The 20,827-nt window shown below is 53.5% G+C and carries 16 protein-coding genes; 10 read left to right on the forward strand and 6 right to left on the reverse strand.

Annotation, left to right across the window (positions count from 1 at the left end; genetic code table 11):
• Nucleotides 1–8: 8 nt before the first annotated feature.
• The 3 genes from KKF06_08210 to KKF06_08220 all read right to left on the reverse strand — a co-directional run bounded on the left by KKF06_08210 (nucleotide 9) and on the right by KKF06_08220 (nucleotide 6,944).
• On the reverse strand, nucleotides 9–4,919 hold the full coding sequence (locus KKF06_08210) for a hypothetical protein (GenBank protein MBU1617735.1): 4,911 nt from the start codon (nucleotides 4,917–4,919) through the stop codon (nucleotides 9–11).
• Nucleotides 4,920–5,009: 90 nt separating this feature from the next.
• Nucleotides 5,010–5,822, reverse strand: a complete 813-nt coding sequence (locus tag KKF06_08215) for a hypothetical protein (protein MBU1617736.1) — start codon at nucleotides 5,820–5,822, stop codon at nucleotides 5,010–5,012.
• Between the two features lie 24 nt (nucleotides 5,823–5,846).
• A complete protein-coding gene (locus tag KKF06_08220; protein ID MBU1617737.1) occupies nucleotides 5,847–6,944 on the reverse strand; it encodes a hypothetical protein in 1,098 nt (365 codons plus the stop codon).
• 108 nt (nucleotides 6,945–7,052) lie between these two features.
• Between KKF06_08220 and gmk the strand changes: the two genes are divergently transcribed.
• The 10 genes from gmk (at nucleotide 7,053) to KKF06_08270 (ending at nucleotide 17,633) form a co-directional block, all read left to right on the forward strand.
• Nucleotides 7,053–7,664 (forward strand): guanylate kinase, encoded by a 612-nt coding sequence (gmk, locus tag KKF06_08225; GenBank protein ID MBU1617738.1) that lies wholly within the window; start codon nucleotides 7,053–7,055, stop codon nucleotides 7,662–7,664.
• Complete coding sequence (gene rpoZ, locus KKF06_08230) at nucleotides 7,661–7,981, forward strand: DNA-directed RNA polymerase subunit omega (GenBank protein MBU1617739.1); 321 nt, start codon at nucleotides 7,661–7,663, stop codon at nucleotides 7,979–7,981. Before gmk ends, rpoZ begins: the two co-directional genes overlap by 4 nt.
• Nucleotides 7,982–7,997: 16 nt before the next feature.
• Nucleotides 7,998–9,158 (forward strand): bifunctional phosphopantothenoylcysteine decarboxylase/phosphopantothenate--cysteine ligase CoaBC, encoded by a 1,161-nt coding sequence (coaBC, locus tag KKF06_08235; GenBank protein ID MBU1617740.1) that lies wholly within the window; start codon nucleotides 7,998–8,000, stop codon nucleotides 9,156–9,158.
• Nucleotides 9,158–11,137 (forward strand): primosomal protein N', encoded by a 1,980-nt coding sequence (gene priA, locus KKF06_08240; protein ID MBU1617741.1) that lies wholly within the window; start codon nucleotides 9,158–9,160, stop codon nucleotides 11,135–11,137. Before coaBC ends, priA begins: the two co-directional genes overlap by 1 nt.
• A gap of 40 nt (nucleotides 11,138–11,177) precedes the next feature.
• Nucleotides 11,178–11,660, forward strand: a complete 483-nt coding sequence (gene def, locus KKF06_08245) for a peptide deformylase (GenBank protein ID MBU1617742.1) — start codon at nucleotides 11,178–11,180, stop codon at nucleotides 11,658–11,660.
• Nucleotides 11,657–12,607 (forward strand): methionyl-tRNA formyltransferase, encoded by a 951-nt coding sequence (fmt, locus tag KKF06_08250; protein ID MBU1617743.1) that lies wholly within the window; start codon nucleotides 11,657–11,659, stop codon nucleotides 12,605–12,607. Before def ends, fmt begins: the two co-directional genes overlap by 4 nt.
• A gap of 63 nt (nucleotides 12,608–12,670) precedes the next feature.
• On the forward strand, nucleotides 12,671–13,138 hold the full coding sequence (gene nrdR / locus KKF06_08255) for a transcriptional regulator NrdR (GenBank protein MBU1617744.1): 468 nt from the start codon (nucleotides 12,671–12,673) through the stop codon (nucleotides 13,136–13,138).
• The gene (gene nrdD / locus KKF06_08260) at nucleotides 13,128–15,227 is read left to right on the forward strand and encodes an anaerobic ribonucleoside-triphosphate reductase (protein MBU1617745.1); all 2,100 of its coding nucleotides are present in this window, start codon (nucleotides 13,128–13,130) and stop codon (nucleotides 15,225–15,227) included. Before nrdR ends, nrdD (KKF06_08260) begins: the two co-directional genes overlap by 11 nt.
• A complete protein-coding gene (gene nrdD, locus KKF06_08265; protein ID MBU1617746.1) occupies nucleotides 15,208–17,301 on the forward strand; it encodes an anaerobic ribonucleoside-triphosphate reductase in 2,094 nt (697 codons plus the stop codon). Before nrdD (KKF06_08260) ends, nrdD (KKF06_08265) begins: the two co-directional genes overlap by 20 nt.
• Before the next feature lie 17 nt (nucleotides 17,302–17,318).
• Nucleotides 17,319–17,633: a thioredoxin family protein gene (locus tag KKF06_08270; GenBank protein MBU1617747.1), complete on the forward strand. Its 315-nt coding sequence runs from the start codon at nucleotides 17,319–17,321 to the stop codon at nucleotides 17,631–17,633.
• A 43-nt stretch (nucleotides 17,634–17,676) separates the two neighbouring features.
• Here KKF06_08270 and KKF06_08275 read toward each other — a convergent pair whose 3' ends face one another.
• The 3 genes from KKF06_08275 to KKF06_08285 all read right to left on the reverse strand — a co-directional run.
• Nucleotides 17,677–19,173, reverse strand: coding sequence for a phosphodiester glycosidase family protein (locus tag KKF06_08275; GenBank protein MBU1617748.1), 1,497 nt, complete (start codon nucleotides 19,171–19,173; stop codon nucleotides 17,677–17,679).
• A gap of 25 nt (nucleotides 19,174–19,198) precedes the next feature.
• Entirely contained in the window at nucleotides 19,199–20,044 is an 846-nt protein-coding gene (locus tag KKF06_08280; GenBank protein ID MBU1617749.1) for a 4-hydroxy-3-methylbut-2-enyl diphosphate reductase, read from the reverse strand.
• 2 nt (nucleotides 20,045–20,046) lie between these two features.
• Nucleotides 20,047–20,827: aminotransferase class I/II-fold pyridoxal phosphate-dependent enzyme (locus tag KKF06_08285; GenBank protein MBU1617750.1), on the reverse strand; the 781-nt coding region annotated here is incomplete at its 5' end.

Here is a 20,827-nt window from a genome sequence, read left to right on the forward strand (position 1 = left end):
TTCCTTCTCTACCAAAGATAGAATCCGGCCTTTAAAGTGACTTTTTGATAGCCGGTCGCCGGTTCGTTTAAATTGATCGGTTCCCGGTAGTATATTATAGACCAAATACGGTCGATTTTGAAGGTTAATTGATAATTAAATGAGTTTTGCGCCGCGTCGGCCACCGCCTGTTCCCCGGACTGGGCATAGCGGATGTCAAGATAAAGCCGGTCAAAGAAGCCTTTGACAAAGCCGACGCTCCAGGCAGGCCGATCTTCCTGTAAACTGTTGATATCCCTAACCCCCATCGCTTCTCTGACTTTGGGGCCGAGATTATATTCCAGGGTCAGGCTTTCCAGTCCAAGTTTTTGTTCAACCTCCCGCTCCAGGCCGCGAAAGAGGATCGCCTGGATCCGGCTGCTGACAAAATCGGCAACGACGACATTGGTGTCCACTTGCGAGCCGCCGGACCCCTGTTCGCCGCTGGTTTTTATCCCGGTAAGGCTTTTAATAAAATCTGGCAGGAGCAAAACTTTAAGATCCGATTCGCTGTAATTTGCCGCGATCATTTCCGGGGGGGACTTGCTTTTGTCTTCGGCAAAACCGGTAAGATGGATCTTGAGGCCGCGGGCCTCCTCTTTTGAGCCGATAAGTCCGACCAGCTTGGAAATAATAATGACTTTTTTCTTTTTTAGGTTCCCGTCAGAGTCCCTTTCGGTGTCCTCAACATTGACCAAAGAGGTGATATTGATGTTTGGCAGATACCCTTCGGTCCCTTTCTCGCCGGTAAAGATCGCCACATTATCCGTGAGCTCTCCCGAGTTGTACGGAAAATAACGCTGTTGTTGATCGGCCGTTAAGAGGGTGAATTCCCGGCTGAGCAGGTTAAGGGTCCCTCTCTTTACCTGGATCTTTCCCAGCAGGGTGGGGGCTCTCATGTCGCCGGAGATCCGTAACCCCTGGCTTTCGATCTCCAGGTTCATGAAAATGTTGCTTAGATCAATCGTGCCAATATCTCCCATTACGGCATATACGTTCTTGTTCAGATCGACTTGAAGATCAAAGTTAAAAGGGACGATCTTTTCCTGTTGTCCGCTTGATTTGGAGAGGGTGATCACGGAATTGTCGATTTCCAGCGCTCCTTTCAGGGTCGGGCCGGCGCTAAAGTCAAAACGAAGCGGCCCGTAAATCGCCAGCTGGCCGACTTTGAGCGAGCCGACAAACAAGTTGGGGAAAGCCGCATAAAGACTGGTCGGGCTGACCGCCAGGTTGAGGTCGATCTCCGGGTTTTCGCCGAGAGCTTTTTTCAGGTCGATATAGCCGGCCAGGCCGAGTGAATTTGGAAAATAGCGGGTCCTCTCTCCCGCCCAGATCGCGGTTAGGGACCCCATATTAAGCAGGCTTGCATTGATCTGGCCGCTCCCGTTAATATTCTGCAGGCTTGAGGCGAGGGAGTTTAGTTTGACTTCAGCATTGTTTAAAGTTATAAGGCCATCAATGACCGGCTCAGCTAAACGGCCGCCGGCTTTCAGGCTTAAATTTGCCTCCCCTTTGACCCATGAGACTTCATTGTTAAATAAATTTATCAGGCCGAACCCGCCGTTGTTGATCCTGGCTTGAAGATCGATCCTGGCAGGGTTGGCGAAAACAACGGTTCCTTCAATGGTTGAAAGATCATTGCCGGTCCTGATCAACAGCTGGTTGATCGCCAGTTTCTCTTTTTGGTAGTCAAGGCGGGTTGACCAGGTATCAAATTTAGCGCCGGCCGCAAGATTGTTTCGGCCCCGGGCGATCAGTGAAAATTCGGGGGAGCGCAGGGGCCCGGCAACTTTAGCGTCTAAATTAAACAGCCCTTTAAATTCTTTTCCCGGGAAAAGAATGTTGCAAATGTCGAGCGACATTTCTCTGGCTTTGATCTTTAGGTCGATGCTGCCGCCAAGGTCAAGTTCCCCGATCGCGGATATCTCTCCGCGATCTTTTTCGAGAATTGCTTTATCGATAACGATCTTCTGGTTGTTTAGCGAAGCGTTGAATAGTAACGAATTATAAAGAAAACTGCCGATCCCCCCGTCTATTATCTTGGCCTGGAGAGTCGCTGACGGTGCCCTGGCCTTCCCCTGGACCGTGAGCCGGGCCTTAAGTTCCCCCTTCAGGTTTTCACTCGGGACGGTCGCCGCTTTTTTTTCAAATTCAGAGCGCAGTCTGCCCCAGTTGCGCAAAAAATTGGGGGCCTGCGGATCGGCGGTATACCAAACGGTCTTTCCTTCTTTGACGCGTTGAGCCGAATATGAAAGGTTGGCCAAAGATATCTTCTGAGGCGCGATCTTTTGAATGGAGGTTATTCCCCAGCGATAAGTTTCCCCCTGGATCCCCAGGAGCAGCTGATAGATCGCGGCCAGGTCGGCTTTTTCGGTTTTTATCTCAAGATCGAGACTTGAATCCTCGGGTGCCCGCAGGTCAATGGTTGCCAGGCCATTGAGATAGAGGCTGGTTTGCTCCTCCCGAAAAAGGATCGGGGTCAGGCTTTGGAGCCGGCCGTTTGCGTAATAAACGCTCCCCGCGACCTGGTCGAGGTAAAGGTCGTTGATCTGTAATTTGTCAGCCCGGAATGTCGCGGCGACGGCCGGCGCGCTGGGGGTCCCGCTTAGGCTGATCGTCGCGCCAAGCTCGCCGGAGAAGCGCCCATAGCGGTAGGTGAACTCCTGAAGAGAGAGAAGGTCGGTTGCCCCATTAATAGTGCCGGATAAAGAACGGTCGGAGAATGCCAGGTTGGCGGTCAGGCGAATGAGCGGTCCGAACAACCGGCCATCTTTAATTAAAAGCGATCTGTCCCGCCAGACGAGTCCGGCCAGGGCTTCGTTGATCTCAACCCCTCCAGCCTTGCCGTCGGATAAAGCGAGCCGGCCGTCAAGGTTTAAATCAAGCAGTTGATCGATCGATACCAGTTTTGTTTCTGCCGGCAGGTAACCGGTCGCTTCAAAGCTGGCGGTAAAACGGCCGGACGGAGACTTTAACCCGTCCGGTAAAAAATAATTCAGTATTTGATAGTCCTGTAAAAGCGAGCCGTTGGTCCAAAAAGCCAGATTGGTCTCTGTGCCGATCCCGGTCTGTCCGGAAACCATGAGCTTTGATCCCCCTTTTTGCAGCGAGGCGTTCTTGATATTTATTCTGCCGTGGTCGAGCTCGATGACCCCGTCGGCCTGGTCGAAAAGCTGACCGCCGATATTGCCGTCGCTTAAAGAGGCTTCCCCGGCCGCTTCCATGTTCCGGAGCGGAGAAGCCAGGAAGGCGGGGGTGATCTTCCAGGCGAGCCGCCCTTTGAAACGGTTGAGAGTGGCGCGCATCGGACCAAAAATTCCCTGGCCGGAAAGTTTCAGTCCGTTTGCTTCGGTTTGCAGGACAAAGGCCAGGTCCCGGCTAATTTGTCCTTTGGCGCTGAAGGTGGCCTGTGCCGACTCACCGGTAAACCGGTCGAGGTAGAAAGCTCCTTCTTTGATCTGGAAGTCGGCTTTGAGTGAATTCATCGGTTGGCCAAAAACTGTGGTCCGGGATAGATTGCCGGCCAGGCTCCCGCTTAAACGGGAAAAGGGGCCGGCGATCGACAGCTTGCCATCGGCCAGCCCGGCTATTCCCGGAGCTTTTCGCGATAAAAGAGCAAGATCAAGGTCGTTAATGTTAAGTTTCAGGTCGAGCTGGGGAGGCCCGCTCAGGTTGATGGCGATCGGCCCGGAAATTTTCCCACCATAAAAAACAACATTATTAAGGCTGGCTTGAAACGTTTGCCGGGCGTAGGAGATCTTGCCGCCGCCGGAAAAAGGCTGATCGTAAAGCACCCCTTTTATGACCTGGGCGGTGCCGGTGAGGTTGGGCGCGCTGATCGTTCCGCCAAGATCGAGGCTGGCGTTAAATGAACCGCTGACTTGAGCGGTTTTTAGGGCTGGCAAAACGGTGAACAGGTCGCTGATCTTTCCTTCTTTGACCCCAATTGCCAGATCAAGATTCTGGAAATTGGTCAGGCGGCCGTTGACGGTTGCCGGCAAATTGTTTAACCGGCCGGTGATCCCTTGGAAAGCCAGGCTTTCGTCCGCCATGAAAAGCCTCCCCTGGACCGAGGTTAGCTGGTAATTGTTGAACCTGGCCGCCGCGTCATGGAAGACCGCCTTGCCGCTAAGCGAAACCGCCCATCCTTTTTTTCTGGGCGGAGCAATTTTCAGGGAGAGGTCGACAGTTCCTTGTTCGGGCGAAAGGCCGGGAAGCGGGATGGTGTAACTTCCCCATTTGTTAAAAGAAAGTTTTTCGGCGGTCACGCTTAATTCGTAACGTCCGGTCTTTGAGTTGACCAGGCCGGCCGCGATTACCTTTTCCGGAACGTTGCCGGAGACCGAAAAGATGATCCGCTCAACCTTTCCCAGGTCGACCTTGCCGTTAACCCCTTTGGCGGTGACCTGGAAATCGGCCGGTTCGGTTTTAAACCCAACCTGATCCGTATAGACGATTTCGCAGTTGTCGAGGACGATCTGTCCGGAGAAGGGGGGAGGAGGCGCGGCTTTCTCGTTTGGTTTGGGGAGCAGAGGGTCAAGGTTCCATTTCCCTGACGGATCGCGCGCGATCCTGATCTTCCCGTTAATCACGCTTAGCTTGGTTAGGGAGGGAAGAATGTCCCCTTTGTTGATCGCGAAGGTGATCGGGTTAAAGGTGAGCACGACTTTTTCGATCTCGCCGATATCTTTGATCGAGACCCCTTTGAGAATGATCTGTCCAACGACAATCCCTCCCGCTTCCCTGATCGAAACTTTTGTCTTAAAAAGTTCGGCAAAACTTTTCTCCGCCTGGTCGCGGATCGATAAGTCGATCGAATTTTTCCAGTCTTGGAGAGAAAAGGCGTGAAGGGTTGAGCAGGTAAGCAGAGAGAGAATGATTAATGATAATAACTTTCGCATAAGCCCCACCCGGCAGGTGAGAATTAACTATAGCATAAAAAAGCAGGGCGGACAAAAGTCCGCCCTGCTGATCATAGGACTAAAAAAGCGTTAGTAGGCCGCGGCGACCGTGGTTGTCCCGGTGTCCAGGTTGATCGCGTAGGTTCCGGTCCCGCCGCTGGTAAAGGTCAGAAGGGCGGTATTGGTCCCGTCATAGGTGATCGTTCCGGCATAGGCTTCACCGGCGCTGACCGAGAATGAGAAGCTGACCGAACCGGACGGGTATCCGGTAGAAGTGAGCGAAAGAGCGCTGTATGTAAAGGAAATGGAATAGGAATCCCCGCCATAGCTTCCGGTGTACTTGGTGTAGCCGTCCATCAGGCGGGAGGCGGTCCCAAACCCTTCCATTTTAAAGGGCTTGGCGGTGCTTTCGCCAAATTGATAATGGGTGGTAAAGGCTCCGCTGGTGGTAGTTAAGGTGTAGTCAAAAGTGACATAGGCCCAGATCTTGCTGACATCAGAAGCGCTCAGCCCATCGCCGCCCGGGTCCAGCCCGGCAGGGGTGGTGATCTCAGTCCCGGCGGTGTTCCAAATTTTAAACTGATACTGCCAATCGTAGGTGTAGGAAAATCCTTCGAAGGTTTCAGCCCAGGTGGCAGCAGAGGTCCACCAGCCGCCGGAATAGGCCGGGGTGGTTGGCGATGAAGCCCTGACCTGGCTTGACTTGACCGAGGTCGCATAGGCGGTGACCCCCAGGATATTATTGTCGACCGTTAAACTGGTGGAGGCAAGCGCCCCGATGCTGGTGGCCGCCGCGGCGGTTGGAATGGTCGTGGAAACAGTTCCCCCCGTAGTGGTGCCGCAGCCGGAAACCGCAAAGAGGCCAAGGGCCAGAAGCAGAGCCAAACTAAGTAATTTTTTCATAATTCTTCCTCCTTAATATGTTAATTAGAACGCGAATCCGGTGTCGAATACCATTTGGTTGTTCTTGGTATTCTTGCCGTCCAGAACCATGGCTATGTTCAGGTTGCCGAAGAAGTTAAGCCCGGCCCCAATGGTGGTCATGGAAATGCTGCCGCCTGGTCCCCCGGTAATTAAGCCTGCCCTTAAGGCCAGGATCGCCAAAGGATATTCAACCCCGAGATGGGTGACGCTATAAGCCCCTTGGTATGAAGTGCTTCCGACCGAATCGATGTCGGCGGCGACTTTGAGCCCGATGCCGGGAACGGTGGTCGCGGCGCCGATGACGATTGTTTGCGGCGCGGTGAGGCTGACGTTGGTTTCTGTCGCCGGGGAGGTCGTTGTTGTTCCGGTAATCGGATCATAAGTTGAAGTCGAGGCCTTGGTGGTCCCGCTTAAGGATTCGCCCAGATCTTTGATGACAACCGCAACGGAGAATGGAATGGCCAGAGTATCGATCTTGGCTTTGGCTCCCAGATCAAAACCGGTTCCGGTGTAGGTAGTAACACTGTTTGTGCCGCTATTTAAGCTGGCGGCAACAGTTGCGGCGCCGGCTCCAACATATTTGATGTTTGCCCCAAGGTCAAGCGTGGCGATCGGCAGGAATGGGGTCGATAGGCCGTACCCGAGGGTTAAGATCCCTTCATAAGCCATAATCGCGTTAGCGTTCCCATTGAAGCCGGCCGGTTTAACAAAGTTGAGCGAACTGACCGGGATGACCGACAAACCGATCTTGGCGATATTTAAGCCAATAATGGCGTTTAGGTTGCCGTTAACATTAATAGTATTTGAAACATTGTCAGAAATGAATTTGGCCGGATCGGAGACGTTGCCGAAAACGGTCATGATATCGGCCAACCCTTCGGTCGCGGCGCCGGCGCCAAGCTTGAGTTCGACCCGGCCTGATTTGACTATTCCTGCCGGATTAAAGTAAGAAGAAGTGATATCGTCAACAATAGCGGCGGCGGCCCCCCCCATACCGGCATATTTGGCCCCAACACCATAAGGAAGCAGACCGGACTCAAAAGCGAAACTCGAGGAAACCAGCGAACCCAGCAAAGCCAAAAGAACAAGTACTCTTTTCATTAGCAAACCTCCTAATTCAAGCGTGGGGTAATTCTAAACGCCGCCAGCTTCTTTGTCAACCCCGGCCGCTTGATTTAATGGATTGAATATGCTAAAATTACTTAATAGATGACCAAAAAAGCCCGGCACAAACGCGGCCTGCTGGTAGTGATTTCCGGCCCTTCCGGGGTCGGGAAATCAACGGTTGTTCGCCGTCTTTTAAAGAAAAATCCGGACCTTTCTCTTTCGGTTTCAATGACGACCAGACAGCCTCGGCCGGGTGAAGCGAGCGGCGAACATTATTATTTTGTTGCGCAGGAAGAGTTTGACCAGTTAGTTAAAAACAGCGAACTTCTGGAATGGGCCAAGGTCCACGGGAGTTATTACGGGACACCGCGCTCCTATGTTGAAAAGGAATTGTCCAGGGGCGGAGTGGTAGTCCTGGAAGTTGATGTCCAGGGGGCGGCTTCGATCAAACGATCGGTGGAAGAAGCGGCGTTAAAAGCGGCAGTGGTTTTTGTTTTCCTGATCCCGCCATCGGTCGATATTCTGGCTTTCCGGCTGAAGAAGCGAAAGACCGAAGACCAGGAGGTCATGAACTATCGCCTGCGGGCGGCAATTGCGGAGCTCCAGGTGATGGAAAAATACGATTACATTGTAGTAAACGATAAGGTCGAATCTGCCGCTGACAAGATCAGGGCGATAATAAATGTTGAAAAAGAAAGGACGTTGCTAAATTGACAGAACTATCAGTTGATAATTTATTGACCAAGGCCAAGAACAAGTTTTTATTGGTGAATGCCGCCTCTGCCCGCGCCAAACAGGTTTCGGACGGGTCCCTCCCTTATATCGACAATTTTGATCCGACCAATCCGGTGATCACCGCTCTCCGGGAGATCGCTGCCGATAAGTTCCGGATCAAGGTTGCCAGCGCCGACAGTAAAAAACCGCAGGAAATATTGCTGGCTGACGATGACGAGAACGCCCCATCCCAGCTTGACCGGTTAGCTAAAGGGGCCAAGGAAAAGCCGAAAGAGAAGCCGAAAAAGAAGAAATAACGGCTTCGGGTAAATTATGTTAAAAGGCAAGACAATCATTTTAGGGGTTACCGGTTGTATTGCCGCTTACAAAGCCGCGATGCTGGTTTCCCGCTTAAAGGACCTTGGCGCCGATGTTTGGGTGGTGATGACCAAGGAAGGGGCCCAGTTGGTAGGCCCGTTGACTTTTCGTACATTATCAGGCAATCCGGTTGTTACAGATCTTTACTCCCAGGAATTTCAAAACAGTCCTGTTCCGCATATCTCCCTCTCGCAAAAAGCCGACTTAATAGTGATCGCGCCGGCGACCGCCAACATGATCGGTAAGGTCGCCAATGGTTTGGCTGACGATGCTCTGTCCACCATGGCGCTGTCAACAACCGCGAAAAAGCTGATCGCGCCGGCAATGAACTGCGAAATGTGGCGCAATCAGGCGGTCGCGGCCAACGTGGAAAAGATCGTTAAGCTTGGCTGGGAAACCATTGGTCCGGTCGAAGGGAAGCTGGCTTGCGGCGAAAGCGATATCGGCCGGATGAGCGAGCCGGAAGTTATTGTTGCCAGGATAATTGAACTGCTTCTCCCACCCCAGGACCTCAAAGGAAAAAATATTTTAATAACGGCCGGAGGGACTCGCGAAGCGATCGACCCGGTCCGCTATATCGCGAACCGTTCATCGGGAAAAATGGGATACGCGATCGCTAACGAGGCCCGCCGCCGCGGCGCCGCCGTGACGCTGGTCGCGGCCAATGTTGACCTTCCGGTCCCGGCCGATGTTAGGCTGGTCAAAGTTGAGTCGGCCCAGGAGATGCTGGCCGCGGTAAACGGGCATTATTCAGGCGCCGATGCGGTGATCATGGCGGCGGCAGTGGCCGATTTTAAAGTAAAAAACCAGCGGTCAAAGATCAAAAAAACCAGCGAGCTGACCCTGGAGCTCGAAGAAACTCCCGATATTTTAAAAAGCCTGAAAAAGGGGGGCAAAAAGCTGGTCGGTTTTGCCCTGGAGACCGATGACCAGGTAGCGAACGCCAAAAGGAAACTGGAAGAAAAGAACCTTGATTTAATTGTCGCTAACGGACCGGATAATTTCGGGCGCGACCAGGCCAGGGTCTCTTTAATTGACCGGCAAGGCCGGAGCACCGACCTTCCGCTGGCCGAAAAAGCGGAAATTGCCTCCCGGATACTTGACGCGCTTTTTTAATGTATGCCGAAGTTGTCCTCTCAAAAGCGGCGGAACGGATCGACAAGATCTATCACTATGCCATCCCGGAGCGGCTCCTCCCCAAAATAAAGATCGGCCAGGCGGTGGCCATCCCTTTTGGCCGGCGCCGCGAGACCGGTTATATCACCGGTTTTGTCGAACGGGCCGAGGTCGAACAGGTCAGGGAGATAGAAGAGATAGTCAGCGAGCAGCTGCTGTTCAATGAACATCAGGTAAAACTGGCCAACTGGGTGGCCGAATACTACTGCGCTTTCCGTCTTTCCGCGTTGCGGCTGGTCATGCCTCCCGGGAAAAAGAACATCAAGAGCCTGAAGGCGAAAACAAGGAAGCGGCAGGCAGAAGCCAGGGCAGAAGGTGAAAGTCTCGGCCCGGCTTTAACAGCCGACCAACAGATGGCGGTCGGTCGGATCGTCGGTTCGATCGAAAAGTCGGCCGGCGGAACTTTCCTCCTTTTTGGGGTGACCGGCTCCGGCAAAACCGAAGTTTACATGAAAAGCGTACAGCAGGCGCTGGCCCAGGGGAAAAGCTCGATCATAATGGTCCCGGAAATAGCGCTGACCCCTCAATTGGTCCAGCGCTTTAAAGCCCGGTTCGGGGACGGCATTGCCCTGGTCCACAGCGATCTGACCGGAGCGAAGCGGCGCCGGGAATGGGAGAGGATCGCCAGCGGAGAAGCGAGAATTATTCTGGGGGCCCGTTCCGCGATCTTTGCTCCGGCTGTTAACCTTGGCCTGGTCGTTGTTGACGAGGAATACGAGCGTTCTTATAAGCAGGACAATGCTCCCCGCTATCATGTCAGGGAAGCCGCCAATTATCTGGCGTCATTGACCGGGGCAACAATTATCCTTGGTTCGGCCACTCCTTCGGTCGAGACTTACTACCAGTCAGAAAAAAACAATTTAGTAAAATTAACCTTGCCCAAAAGGATCGATTCCCGTCCCTTGCCTCCGGTCGAGATCGTTGATATGCGCCGGGAAAAGGGGGGGCTGCTATCCAAAAGACTTAGCGACGAACTCCGTCAAACCCTGGAGCGGGGGGAGCAGGCGATCCTTTTTATCAACCGGCGCGGTTATTTTACCTATGTGCAGTGCCGCGACTGCGGGTTTCCCCTTCACTGTCCCCATTGCTCCATCTCGCTGACCTACCATAGCAGCGAGAAAAAGCTGTTGTGCAACCGCTGCGGGTTTAATACCCCGCCTCCGCCCAGGTGTCCGCAATGCAACGGCCATTCGCTCGGCTATTTTGGGACCGGGACCCAGCGGATTGAGAACGAGGTCGCTGATGTTTTTCCCGCCGCCCGGATCCTCCGCTACGACCGGGACTCGGTCAGTAAACGGGGTTCGCACGAATCCTTTTTTGCGGTTTTCGCCGAAGGGAAAGCCGATGTCCTGATCGGGACGCAGATGGTCGCCAAGGGGCTTGATGTCGCCAGAGTTACGCTGGTTGGCGTCGTGTCGGCCGACACCGCCCTTAATCTGCCGGATTTTAGATCGGCCGAATATACCTTTCAACTATTAACCCAGGTCGCGGGGCGGGCCGGGCGCCATAATCTGCCAGGTAAAGTGATCGTCCAGACCCATATGCCCGACCACTATTCCATTCAAGCGGCCGCCAAACAGGATTATGGGCTTTTTTACCGGCAGGAGATCGTTCACCGCCGGGAACTTGGCTATCCCCCTTTTTCCCGGCTGATCAGCCTGCTGTTTACCGGAGTAGAGGCTTCACGAACTATGCGGGCGGCTGAAGAAGTTGGCCGTTTGATCATGGCAAAAAAGCCGGATGGAATTTTGGGGCCGGCTCCGGCGGTGATCAACAAGCTCCATGGCGAGTGGCGCTATCGCTTGCTGATCAAAGGGGAAATGGAAGAAGGCCGGGCGATTGTTAAAAAAATCTTGAAGGAATATAAACCTGAGGGTGTCCATATAGCGATCGATGTCGATCCGCTTAACCTATTATAATAGGGTTTTCTTACTATATAATGTAGGATATAATTCAAATATGGCGATCCTTAAATTCCCAAATCCGATCTTGAGAAAGAAGTGCAGGGCGGTTAAAAAAGTTACCGCTGAAGTGGTCCGTTTGATCGATAAAATGATCGAGATCATGCATGCCGCCCCGGGAGTTGGCCTGGCGGCGCCGCAAATTGGCCAATCACTCCAGGTAATCGTCGTTGATATTGGGGCCGGACCGATCTCGCTGGTTAATCCAAGGATCACCAAAAAGAGCGGCTCCCAATGTTATATTGAGGGGTGCCTTTCTCTCCCCGGGGTCGAAGCGCCAGTTGAACGAGCCTCGCGTATAATTATTAAAGGGCTGTCTCGGGACGGAAAGGGAATAGAAATTGAAGCCAACGGGTTTTTGGCGACCGTTTTCCAGCACGAGGTCGATCATTTGAACGGCAAGGTATTGGTTGATCGGGTGAAAGACCCGAGCCTGATCAAATTTGTCACCAAGAAAGAGCCGAAGGAAGAAGTCTTATGAGAGTGGTGTTTTTTGGTACTCCGGGCCCGGCGGCAGAGGTGCTTGCCTTATTATTAAAACAAAAGGAGATTGAAATTGTAGGGGTCGTGACCCAACCTGACCGTCCAAAGGGGAGGGGGCAGCAGCTTTCTTTCTCTCCAGTCAAAGAGTTGGCCCTGAAAAATGGCCTTCCTCTGGAACAACCGGAAAAGATCCGGCACGATCAAGTTTTCAAGTCGATCCTGGAGTCGCTCCGGCCCGATCTTGGGGTGGTGGTCGCTTACGGGCAGATCCTTCCCGGGGAGATCCTGGACCTGCCTAAGAATGGTTTTATTAATCTTCATGCTTCTCTCTTGCCAAAATACCGTGGGGCGGCTCCGGTCCAATGGGCCTTGATCAAAGGGGAAAAAGAGAGCGGGATGACCATATTTAGGCTTACCGAACAATTGGACGCGGGGCCGATCTTATCCCAGCGGGCGGTCCCGATCGCTCCTGAAGATGATGCCGAAACCCTGCTAAAGAAGGTTTTTGAGGTTGGCCAAAGACTGCTGCTGGAACTGCTGCCGAAGATCGCGGCCGGCAAAGCTGTTTTAACCCCGCAAATTGAGACCGAATGCTCCTTTGCCCCCACACTTAGTAAGGAGAGCGGAGCAATAGACTGGCGAAAAACTGCTGCAGAGATAGCAAATCTGGTTCGAGGGACCATTCCCTGGCCGGCTGCCCACACTATATATAGGGGTAGGCAGCTGAAGCTCTTCAAGGTTAAACCGGTAGAACTGCCTGAAATGACAGCTCAAACCGCGCCCGGAGAAATAGTCGCTATGATCAAAGACGAAGGGATGGTTGTTGCCACCGGACTTGGGCATTTGTTGATCGTTGAGCTGCAGCAGGAAGGCGGAAAACGCTTATCCTGTAAGAGTTTCCTGGCTGGACACGACGTAAAAATCGGCGAAACCCTTCCCAATTAAGGGGAAAATAGGCTATTGACTCCCCCACAGGTAGCGTGGTAATCTTTCCAGCACACTAAATCTATGAAATGCCCATTTTGCGATAGCATAGAAGACAAGGTCCTGGAATCCAGAGAAGTGGACGATGCCGAGACCATTCGCCGCCGCCGGGAATGCCTTTCCTGCCGGGGACGGTTCACTTCTTACGAAAGGATCGAAGAGCGCCCGGTACTGGTCATTAAAAGGGATGGCCGGAGGGAACAATTCAGCCGGCAAAAGGTCTTGACCGGGATACTGCGGGCCTGTGAAAAGAGGCCGGTTTCTCTGGAGATCATGGAAGCGATCGTTGATGAAGTGGAAAAGGCATTGCATCGAGAAGCGGGGAGGGAGGTAATAAGTTCGAAGGTCGGAGAGCTGGTTATGGAAAAACTGCACCAAATAGACAAGGTCGCTTACATAAGGTTCGCGTCGGTATATCGGAAGTTCGAACATGTCTCTGAGTTCCAGAGAGAAGTAGAAGAATTAACCGGGAGGTACATAGATGTCCACTGATTTAATGGCAGAAAAAATGAGTAAATTTGACGATTCGACCGACCTGGCGTTGTTTGTCAGGACCTCGGAAGAAGATATCGTCGGCTGGGACCGGGCAAAGATCGTAGCCGCGCTGGTCCGCGAGACCGGGATCGACCAGAATGTCGCCGAAATGATCGGTAAAGAGGTCGAGGTCCAGATAAAGAGCTTGAACCTGAAGAACGTAACCTCTCCGCTGATCCGCGAATTGGTTGACGTCAAGCTTTTGGAGTACGGCCTGGAAGACGCCCGGCGCAAACACACCCGCCTGGGGTCGCCGCTTTACGACGTAAAAAACATAATATTCAACCCGAACAAGGAGAACGCCAACGTTCCCCATGGTCCGGAGGCGACCAACCTGACCCTGGCAGAGAACATTAAAAAAGAATTCGCCCTGCTTTCTGTCTTTTCGTCCGACATTGCAGATGCCCACATGCGGGGAGACCTGCATCTCCACGACCTGGGCTTTATTGACCGCCCGTACTGCAGCGGCCAGTCGGTTGAGTACGTTAAAAAGTTCGGACTTGACCTTCCCAATGCCCTTTCGATCGCCAAACCGGCCAAGCACGCCGAAGTCCTTCTGGCGCAAATGGTTAAATTCTCCGCCGCCCTTCAAGGGGTTTTTGCCGGCGCTATCGGCTGGGACGCGGTCAACATTTTCTTTGCCCCGTTCCTGGTAGGCATGTCTGATGCCGAGATCAGGCAGATTGCCCAGATGATGATCTATGAATACAGCCAGCAGGCGGTCGCCCGGGGAGGCCAGGCGATCTTTTCAGACATCAACCTTTACTGGGAGGTCCCCAAACATTTTGAAAAAGTGCCGGCGATGGGCCCGGGGGGGGAATACACCGGCAAAACTTACGGTGATTACATCAAGGAATCCCAGCGTTTTGTCTGGGCAATGTTTGACGTTTACAAAGAAGGGGACGGCTCCGGCCGCCCGTTCTTCTTCCCGAAGCCGCTGGTCCACATGACCGAAAAATTCTTTGAGACCGAAGGGCACGAAAAGTTCCTCCGGCACATTTCCGAGGTCGCGACCGAAATGGGGAACACCTATTTTGTGTTTGACCGGGGGGAGACCGCCAAGATCTCAGAATGCTGCCGCCTCTCTTTCAAACTGGAACAGTCGGACCTGGACGATGCCAAAGAACCATGGCGGATGCGCTACTCCGCCCTGCAGAATGTCACGGTCAACCTCCCGCGGCTGGCTTTTAAAGCCGAAGGGTCGGATGCCAAGCTTTTTGAATTGATCGATCAGCACCTGGAACTGGCGGCCAAGGCCCACCTCCAGAAGAAAACCTTTATTTCCGAGATCCTGGCGGCCGGCCAGAGGGGCCCGCTTTCTCTCCTGGCGATGAACCGGGACGGTCAGCAGTACCTGAGAATGTTCCGGGTCAGTTACCTGATGGGGATCCTGGGGCTTAATGAAGTTGTCCAGGCTCACAAGGGACAGGAATTGCATGAGTCGCCGGAGGCTCTCAAGTTTGGCTTGCGGGTCATTTCCCATATGAAGCTGAAATGCGAAGAGCTTACCAAAAAGTTTGACATGCACTTTGTTTTGGAGCAGACCCCGGCCGAATCGACCGCCTACCGCTTTGCCAAGCTTGACCGGGAGCATTTTCCGGAAGCGGCGAACCGGGTGGTCAAGGGGCAGAAGGGGACCAACGAGATCTACTACACCAATTCAACCTATTTTAATGTTTCCAATACCATGAGCTCGATCGACCGGGTCAAGCAGGAAGGGCTATTCCACCCGCTGATCGACGCCGGCGCCCTGACCCATGTCTGGCTTGGGGAGAGCAAACCTTCCCCGGAATCGATCGCGAATTTTGTGACCAAGACCTTTCGCCACACCCAGAACGCCCAGATCGCGTTTTCGCCGGAATTTACGTCCTGCAACCAATGCGGCAAGATCACTCGCGGCCTGCGCGACAAGTGTCAGTATTGTCAGTCAGAGAATATTGAAGGGATAACCAGGATCACCGGTTATTTCTCCAGGGTCTCCGGCTGGAACAAGGGGAAGCTGGCCGAATTAAAAGAGAGGTACCGCAATGGAAACGTTAACAGCTAAACCTGCTCTCCGGCAGGAAGAAGAAGCGACCGACCTGTCGGTCTTTGTCCGAACGTCAACCGACGACATTGTTGCCTGGGACCGTGACCGGATCATTGACGCCCTGATCAGGGAGACCGAGCTCAAGCCGGAGATCGCCATGATCATCGCGATCGAAGTGGAAAAACAGATCAAGGCGATGGCGGTCAAGACGATCACTTCTCCGCTGATCCGCGAGCTGGTCGACGTCAAACTGCTTGAGTACGGGCTGGAAGAAGCGCGGCGCAAGCATACCCGCCTCGGGGTGCCGGTCTATGACGTAAAGAGGATAATTTTCCATAAGAACAAAGAGAATGCCAATACCCCGCATTCGCCGGAAGCGACCAACCTGACCCTGGCGGAGAACATAAAAAAAGAATTCGCTCTGCTTAATGTTTTTTCCCTGCCGGTAGCCGATGCCCACATGAGAGGGGACATCCACCTGCACGACCTGGGCTTTGCCGACCGTCCTTATTGCAGCGGCCAGTCGATCGAGTTCGTGAAAAAATTCGGGCTCGACCTGCCTGACGCGCGGGGGATGGAAAAGCCGGCGCGCGAACCGGAGGAGCTTATTTCGCAGGTCGTGAAGTTTTCGATCGCCCTCCATGGCTATTTTGCCGGGGCCATCGGTTGGGACGCGGTCAATATTTTTCTGGCCCCGTTCATTGTCGGGTTAAAACCGGAGCAGGTTAAAAAACTTGCCCGTCAGCTGATCCTGGAATTCTCGACCGCGGCGGTCGCCCGCGGCGGCCAGGGGCTGTTTTCCGACCTTAACATTTATTGGGAGATCCCCAAACATTTTGAAACGGTCCCGGCGATGGGGCCGGGAGGAGAATATACCGGCAAGAACTACGGCGGCTACATGGCCGAGGCCCAGGCTTTTGCCACCGCGATGTTCGAGGTCTACCTGGAAGGGGACGGAGTGGGACGTCCTTTCTTTTTTCCCAAGCCGCTGGTCCACATGACCGAAAAGTTCTTTGCCACACCCGGGCATGAGGAGTTTTTGGAGCTGATCTCCCGGGTCGCGGCGGAGAAAGGGACGACTTACTTTGTTTTTGACCGGGGAGAAACGGCCAAGATCTCCGAATGCTGCCGCCTTTCATTTAAGCTCGATTATTCCGATCTGCAGGATGCTCGGGAGCCGTGGCGGATGCGCTATTCGGCGATCCAGAACGTAACGATCAATCTGCCAAGGCTCGCCTATCTTGCCGCCCGCGACGAGAAAAAACTGTTCGAAGAGATCGAAAAAAAGCTGGAGATCGCCGCGCAGGCTCACCGGGAGAAACGGCGGTTCATTGAAGCCTTGTTGAAGGAAGGAGCCGACGGTCCTCTCTCTCTGCTGGCCATGAAGCGGGATGGAGAAGCCTATCTCCGTTTGCGGCGGGTTACCCATTTGATCGGCGTGCTGGGGCTCAACGAGCTGGTCCAGTTCCATTTTGGCAAGGAGCTGCACGAAGATCCGCAAGCGGTCCGTTTTGGCTTGAAGGTCATTTCGTTCATGAAGCTAAAGTGCGAACAGCTTTCTGAAAAGTACGACCTGCATTATGTCCTGGAGCAGACCCCGGCCGAATCGACCGCCTACCGCTTTGCCCGGCTCGACCTTCAGCAGTTCCCGACCCAGGCGACCAGCGTGATCAAGGGGAATTACGAAGGGTCGGAGATCTATTACACCAATTCGACTTATATTAATGTGGCGCATAAAATGAGCCCGATCGACAGGGTCAAGCAGGAAGGGTTGTTCCACCCGTTGATCGATGCCGGCGCCCTGACCCATATCTGGCTCGGCGAATCGAGCCCCGATGCCAGGTCGATCGCAAATTTTGTGATCAAGACCTTTAAGAACACCGATAACGCCCAGATCGCTTTCTCGCCGGAGTTTACCGCCTGCGACGATTGCGGCAAGGTGACCCGGGGGCTGGTTGAACGCTGCCCCCATTGCAGTTCGGCCAATATTGAGGGGATCACCAGGATCACCGGTTATTTTTCCCGCGTTCCCGGGTGGAACAAGGGTAAAATGGGAGAGCTAAAGGACAGGTTCCGTTCCGCCGATCTATAATATAAAGGAGAAAAGAAATGGAAAAACAAATGGAAGTAAAAGTATTTGGCAAGCCGGGCTGTGAGTTTTGCAAGACAACGGTGAAAAAGTTCGAGACGTTTTTTGGCCGCTGGAAGATCGATGATTCGGTCGCTAAACTATCATTTTATGACATGGAAACGGTTGACGGGTTGGCCGAAGGGGCGTTCTACAGCGTGACCAAGATCCCTTCGACCGTGATTGAGCGCCAGGCCGATGTTGTCCGCCGCTGGGACGGCAAAGTTCCGCTGTCTGAAGAATTCAAAGAGTATTTTATTACCGAGACCGTGGTTAGTTCTACTGACATTAACTAGGGTCGATTTAACCGCGCAATTAATTGCGCGGTTAATCGCGAGGTTAGAACTTAGGCCGGATCACCAGGGCATTGCTGACCAGTGATGGGTAGCCGTTGGCCGGCCGGTTGACAACTTTACCGTCGATCCACATGGTGGTGGAGCCGCCGCCATCCAGGTTCATTGCTTCGACCGCCCCAAGATTGATCATTAATTCCGCTAGCTCTTCAAGGGTCATCCCGATACTGCTCTTTTCGTTCCGGTTCTTTTTCTGGCGGGGGAGGCCGTCAACCGTGACCAGAAGGATCTTGTTGTCTTTGGTAATGCCGACCGCGGAGCGGGCCGCCCGGCTTTTGGCTATATCCGGCCGGAAATTTTCTTCGTGCTTGGAAACATAGACCTGCCCCTCTTTGACCAGCCGTGGCCCCCCGGAAACAAGGTGGAGGATGCTGTGAGGGGAGCTGGCGTAAGGGATGACCCTGATATGCAGGTCGACCGGGTCGCCGATCTTGAACTTATCGGTAATGAACTGGCTGACCGTTCCGGTGACCGACAGAACATAACCGTTTTGCGGGATCGAGGAATTCGCCAGGCCGATACCGGCGACCTTTGAATTGACCACGGTCAACTCAACCCCCCCCCGGCTGGTGCCGGTCTTTTCTCCCCAGACCGGGGTATACATGATGATCGAATTATTACCGATCCCCTGGTTGACACCGGTAATATCGAAGCGTTCATTGGCGGGGGAGTTGAAGTAGCATTCGATCTGGATATTATCGACAAACGCCTTGCCGTCGTCAGACAGGATCAGGGCGGTCCGGTCGTAGATCGGGGTAGAGACCAGTTCTTTATCGATCAGCAGGGTGCCGAGCGGCTTGCCGTTATAAGCAAAATAGGTCCCGTTGATCGCCGCGACCGCTCCCTGCTCTTCGGCAATTCCCCCGACCGTTGCCCGAAAAAAATGCTGATCCCCTTTGTCTTCATCCTTATTCGCCCAGGGAGAAAGAACATTGGCAAAAGAGCCAAGGGTGTTAGGCTTGTGTTTCTTGGCCAGGGCCGGAGCGAGGTCAGCTTTGGTCGGGTCGACCTTTAAAACCTGGGCGACGACCCGGCCGTTCTGGGTCCCTTTGTTAACGGTCAAAGCCTCAACCCCGTCGATGATGGTTCCGCCGGAAGTTAAATTGGTGAAATCACGGTCAAAATCAACGACCAGTCGATACGGCTCGGTCAGGGCGAAAATGTTGTAGGGGATCGGTTCCCCCAGCGGGATGGTGATCTTGAGGCCGCTCCCTTCTTTTTCCACCTCAAAATAGCGGACAATGACGTCGTTGACCTCGACGTAGCTGGGAATATCGCGGCTCGCCTCGGCGTTGGGAAAGTGGAGGGTGATCTTTTCTTTGCTTTCTTCCGGCGAGTAGCTGAAGATCGAGTTGAAGTCAAAAACTGCCCTGATCCGTTCGGGATAGTAGCCAAGACGGATTTTTTCCAAACGCTCCGCTTGGACCGCCGCGGAAGCGGCGCAAATGGTGAAAGCAATTATTAAAGAAACAACTCTTTTCATTGCTTGGAAAATTACCTGGATAGTATTATAACATAATACTATGGAGCCGACTAATAACTTCGCCGGTCACCCATTCGGGGGTCGAGGCCCCAGCGGTTACTCCGATCTTTTCTTTGCCGGTCAGCCAGGAGGGATCGAGCTCAGCGGCGGTTTCGATCTGATAAGTTTTTGTCCCGGTCTTGGCGCAAAGCTCGGTCAACCGATTGGTGTTGGCGCTCATTTTGTCGCCAATGACCAGCATCAGATCGACTTGTTTGGCCAGCTCGATCGCGGCCCCCTGGCGCTGTGAAGTGGCTCCGCAGATGGTGTTGTGGACCTCGGTCTTGCCAAATTTATCAGACAAGGCCTTTGCGATACTTAAAAAGCGTTCTTCCGACTGGGTGGTTTGGGCGATCACTCCAAGGCAGCTTTCTTTGGCTGATAGCCTATCAAGATCAGCCGGGGATTCAACCACCGTTCCCTGCCCGGCGCTCCAGCCAAGCAATCCTTTTACTTCCGCGTGCCCCTTGTCGCCAACGATTACCACCCGGCAACCACGGTCGGCCAGCTCGGCGGCGATCTTTTGCGCCTTCTTGACCCAGGGGCAAGTGGTGTCGACGATCTTCAGGCCTTTCTCCCTGGCTTCTTGGTAAATTGCTGGAGGGACGCCGTGAGCGGAGATCAGAAGGGTGCCGCCGGAATTTAGCGGGATCTCCGACAGCGAGCGAACGCTTTTTATCCCCTGCTTTTGGAGCCGCGCGACAACCTGCTTGTTGTGGACCAGGTTCCCCAGCATATAGACCGGTTTTTCTCCGGTGTCTTGCAGGGCGATCTTGTAGGCTCTTTCCACCCCGACGCAGAAACCGGCGTGTTTAGCGACAAGGACTTCCATAGTTAAAAGCGGATCTGGGCTTTGGCCAGGCGGTCGATCGCTTCGCTGATCCGCTCTTTGGGTAAAGTAATGGCCAATCTGACATACCCTTCGCCGGAAGGGCCATAGCCGCTCCCCGGCACGACCAAGATAGCGCACTTATCGAGCAGTTTTTCGGTGAACGAGGCTGAGGTTTCTCCCTTGGGGACCGGGACCCAGGCATAAAAAGTCGCTTTCAGGTTGTTCATCTTCCAGCCAAGGGAATTTAATCCTTTGACCAGGAGGTTGGCCCGCTCTTCAAAGACCGCGTTGTTATTAGCCACGCAGCTTTGCTCTGACGAGAGCGCTTCAATCGCGGCAAACTGGATCGCCTTAAAAGCGCCGCTGTCGATATTTGATTTTATGGTGGCTAGTGCCTGGACAGCGACGCTGTTGCCAACCGCCATGCCGATTCGCCAACCGGTCATGTTGTAAGTTTTGGAGAGAGAGTGAAATTCTATGGCGACCTCTTTGGCCCCCGGGACTTCCAGGATGCTGTGCGGTTTATAACCGCCGTAGCCCATTTCCGAATAAGCCAGGTCGGAAACCAGCAGGAGGTTGTTGGCTTTGGCAAAAGTGACCGCTTTGGCAAAAAAGGTCAGGTCGGCTACCGCGCCGGTTGGATTATTGGGATAGTTGATATATAGAACTTTGGCTTTTTTCAGGAATGTTGCCGGAACATTGTCCAGTTCGGGCAAGAAATTGTTTTGCGCGGTTAGCGGGAGATCATAAGTTTCGCCACCGGCCAGGGTGGTCGTGATTTTA

This window comes from Candidatus Margulisiibacteriota bacterium, assembly GCA_018822365.1.
GTDB lineage: Bacteria > Margulisbacteria > WOR-1 > O2-12-FULL-45-9 > XYB2-FULL-48-7 > XYB2-FULL-45-9.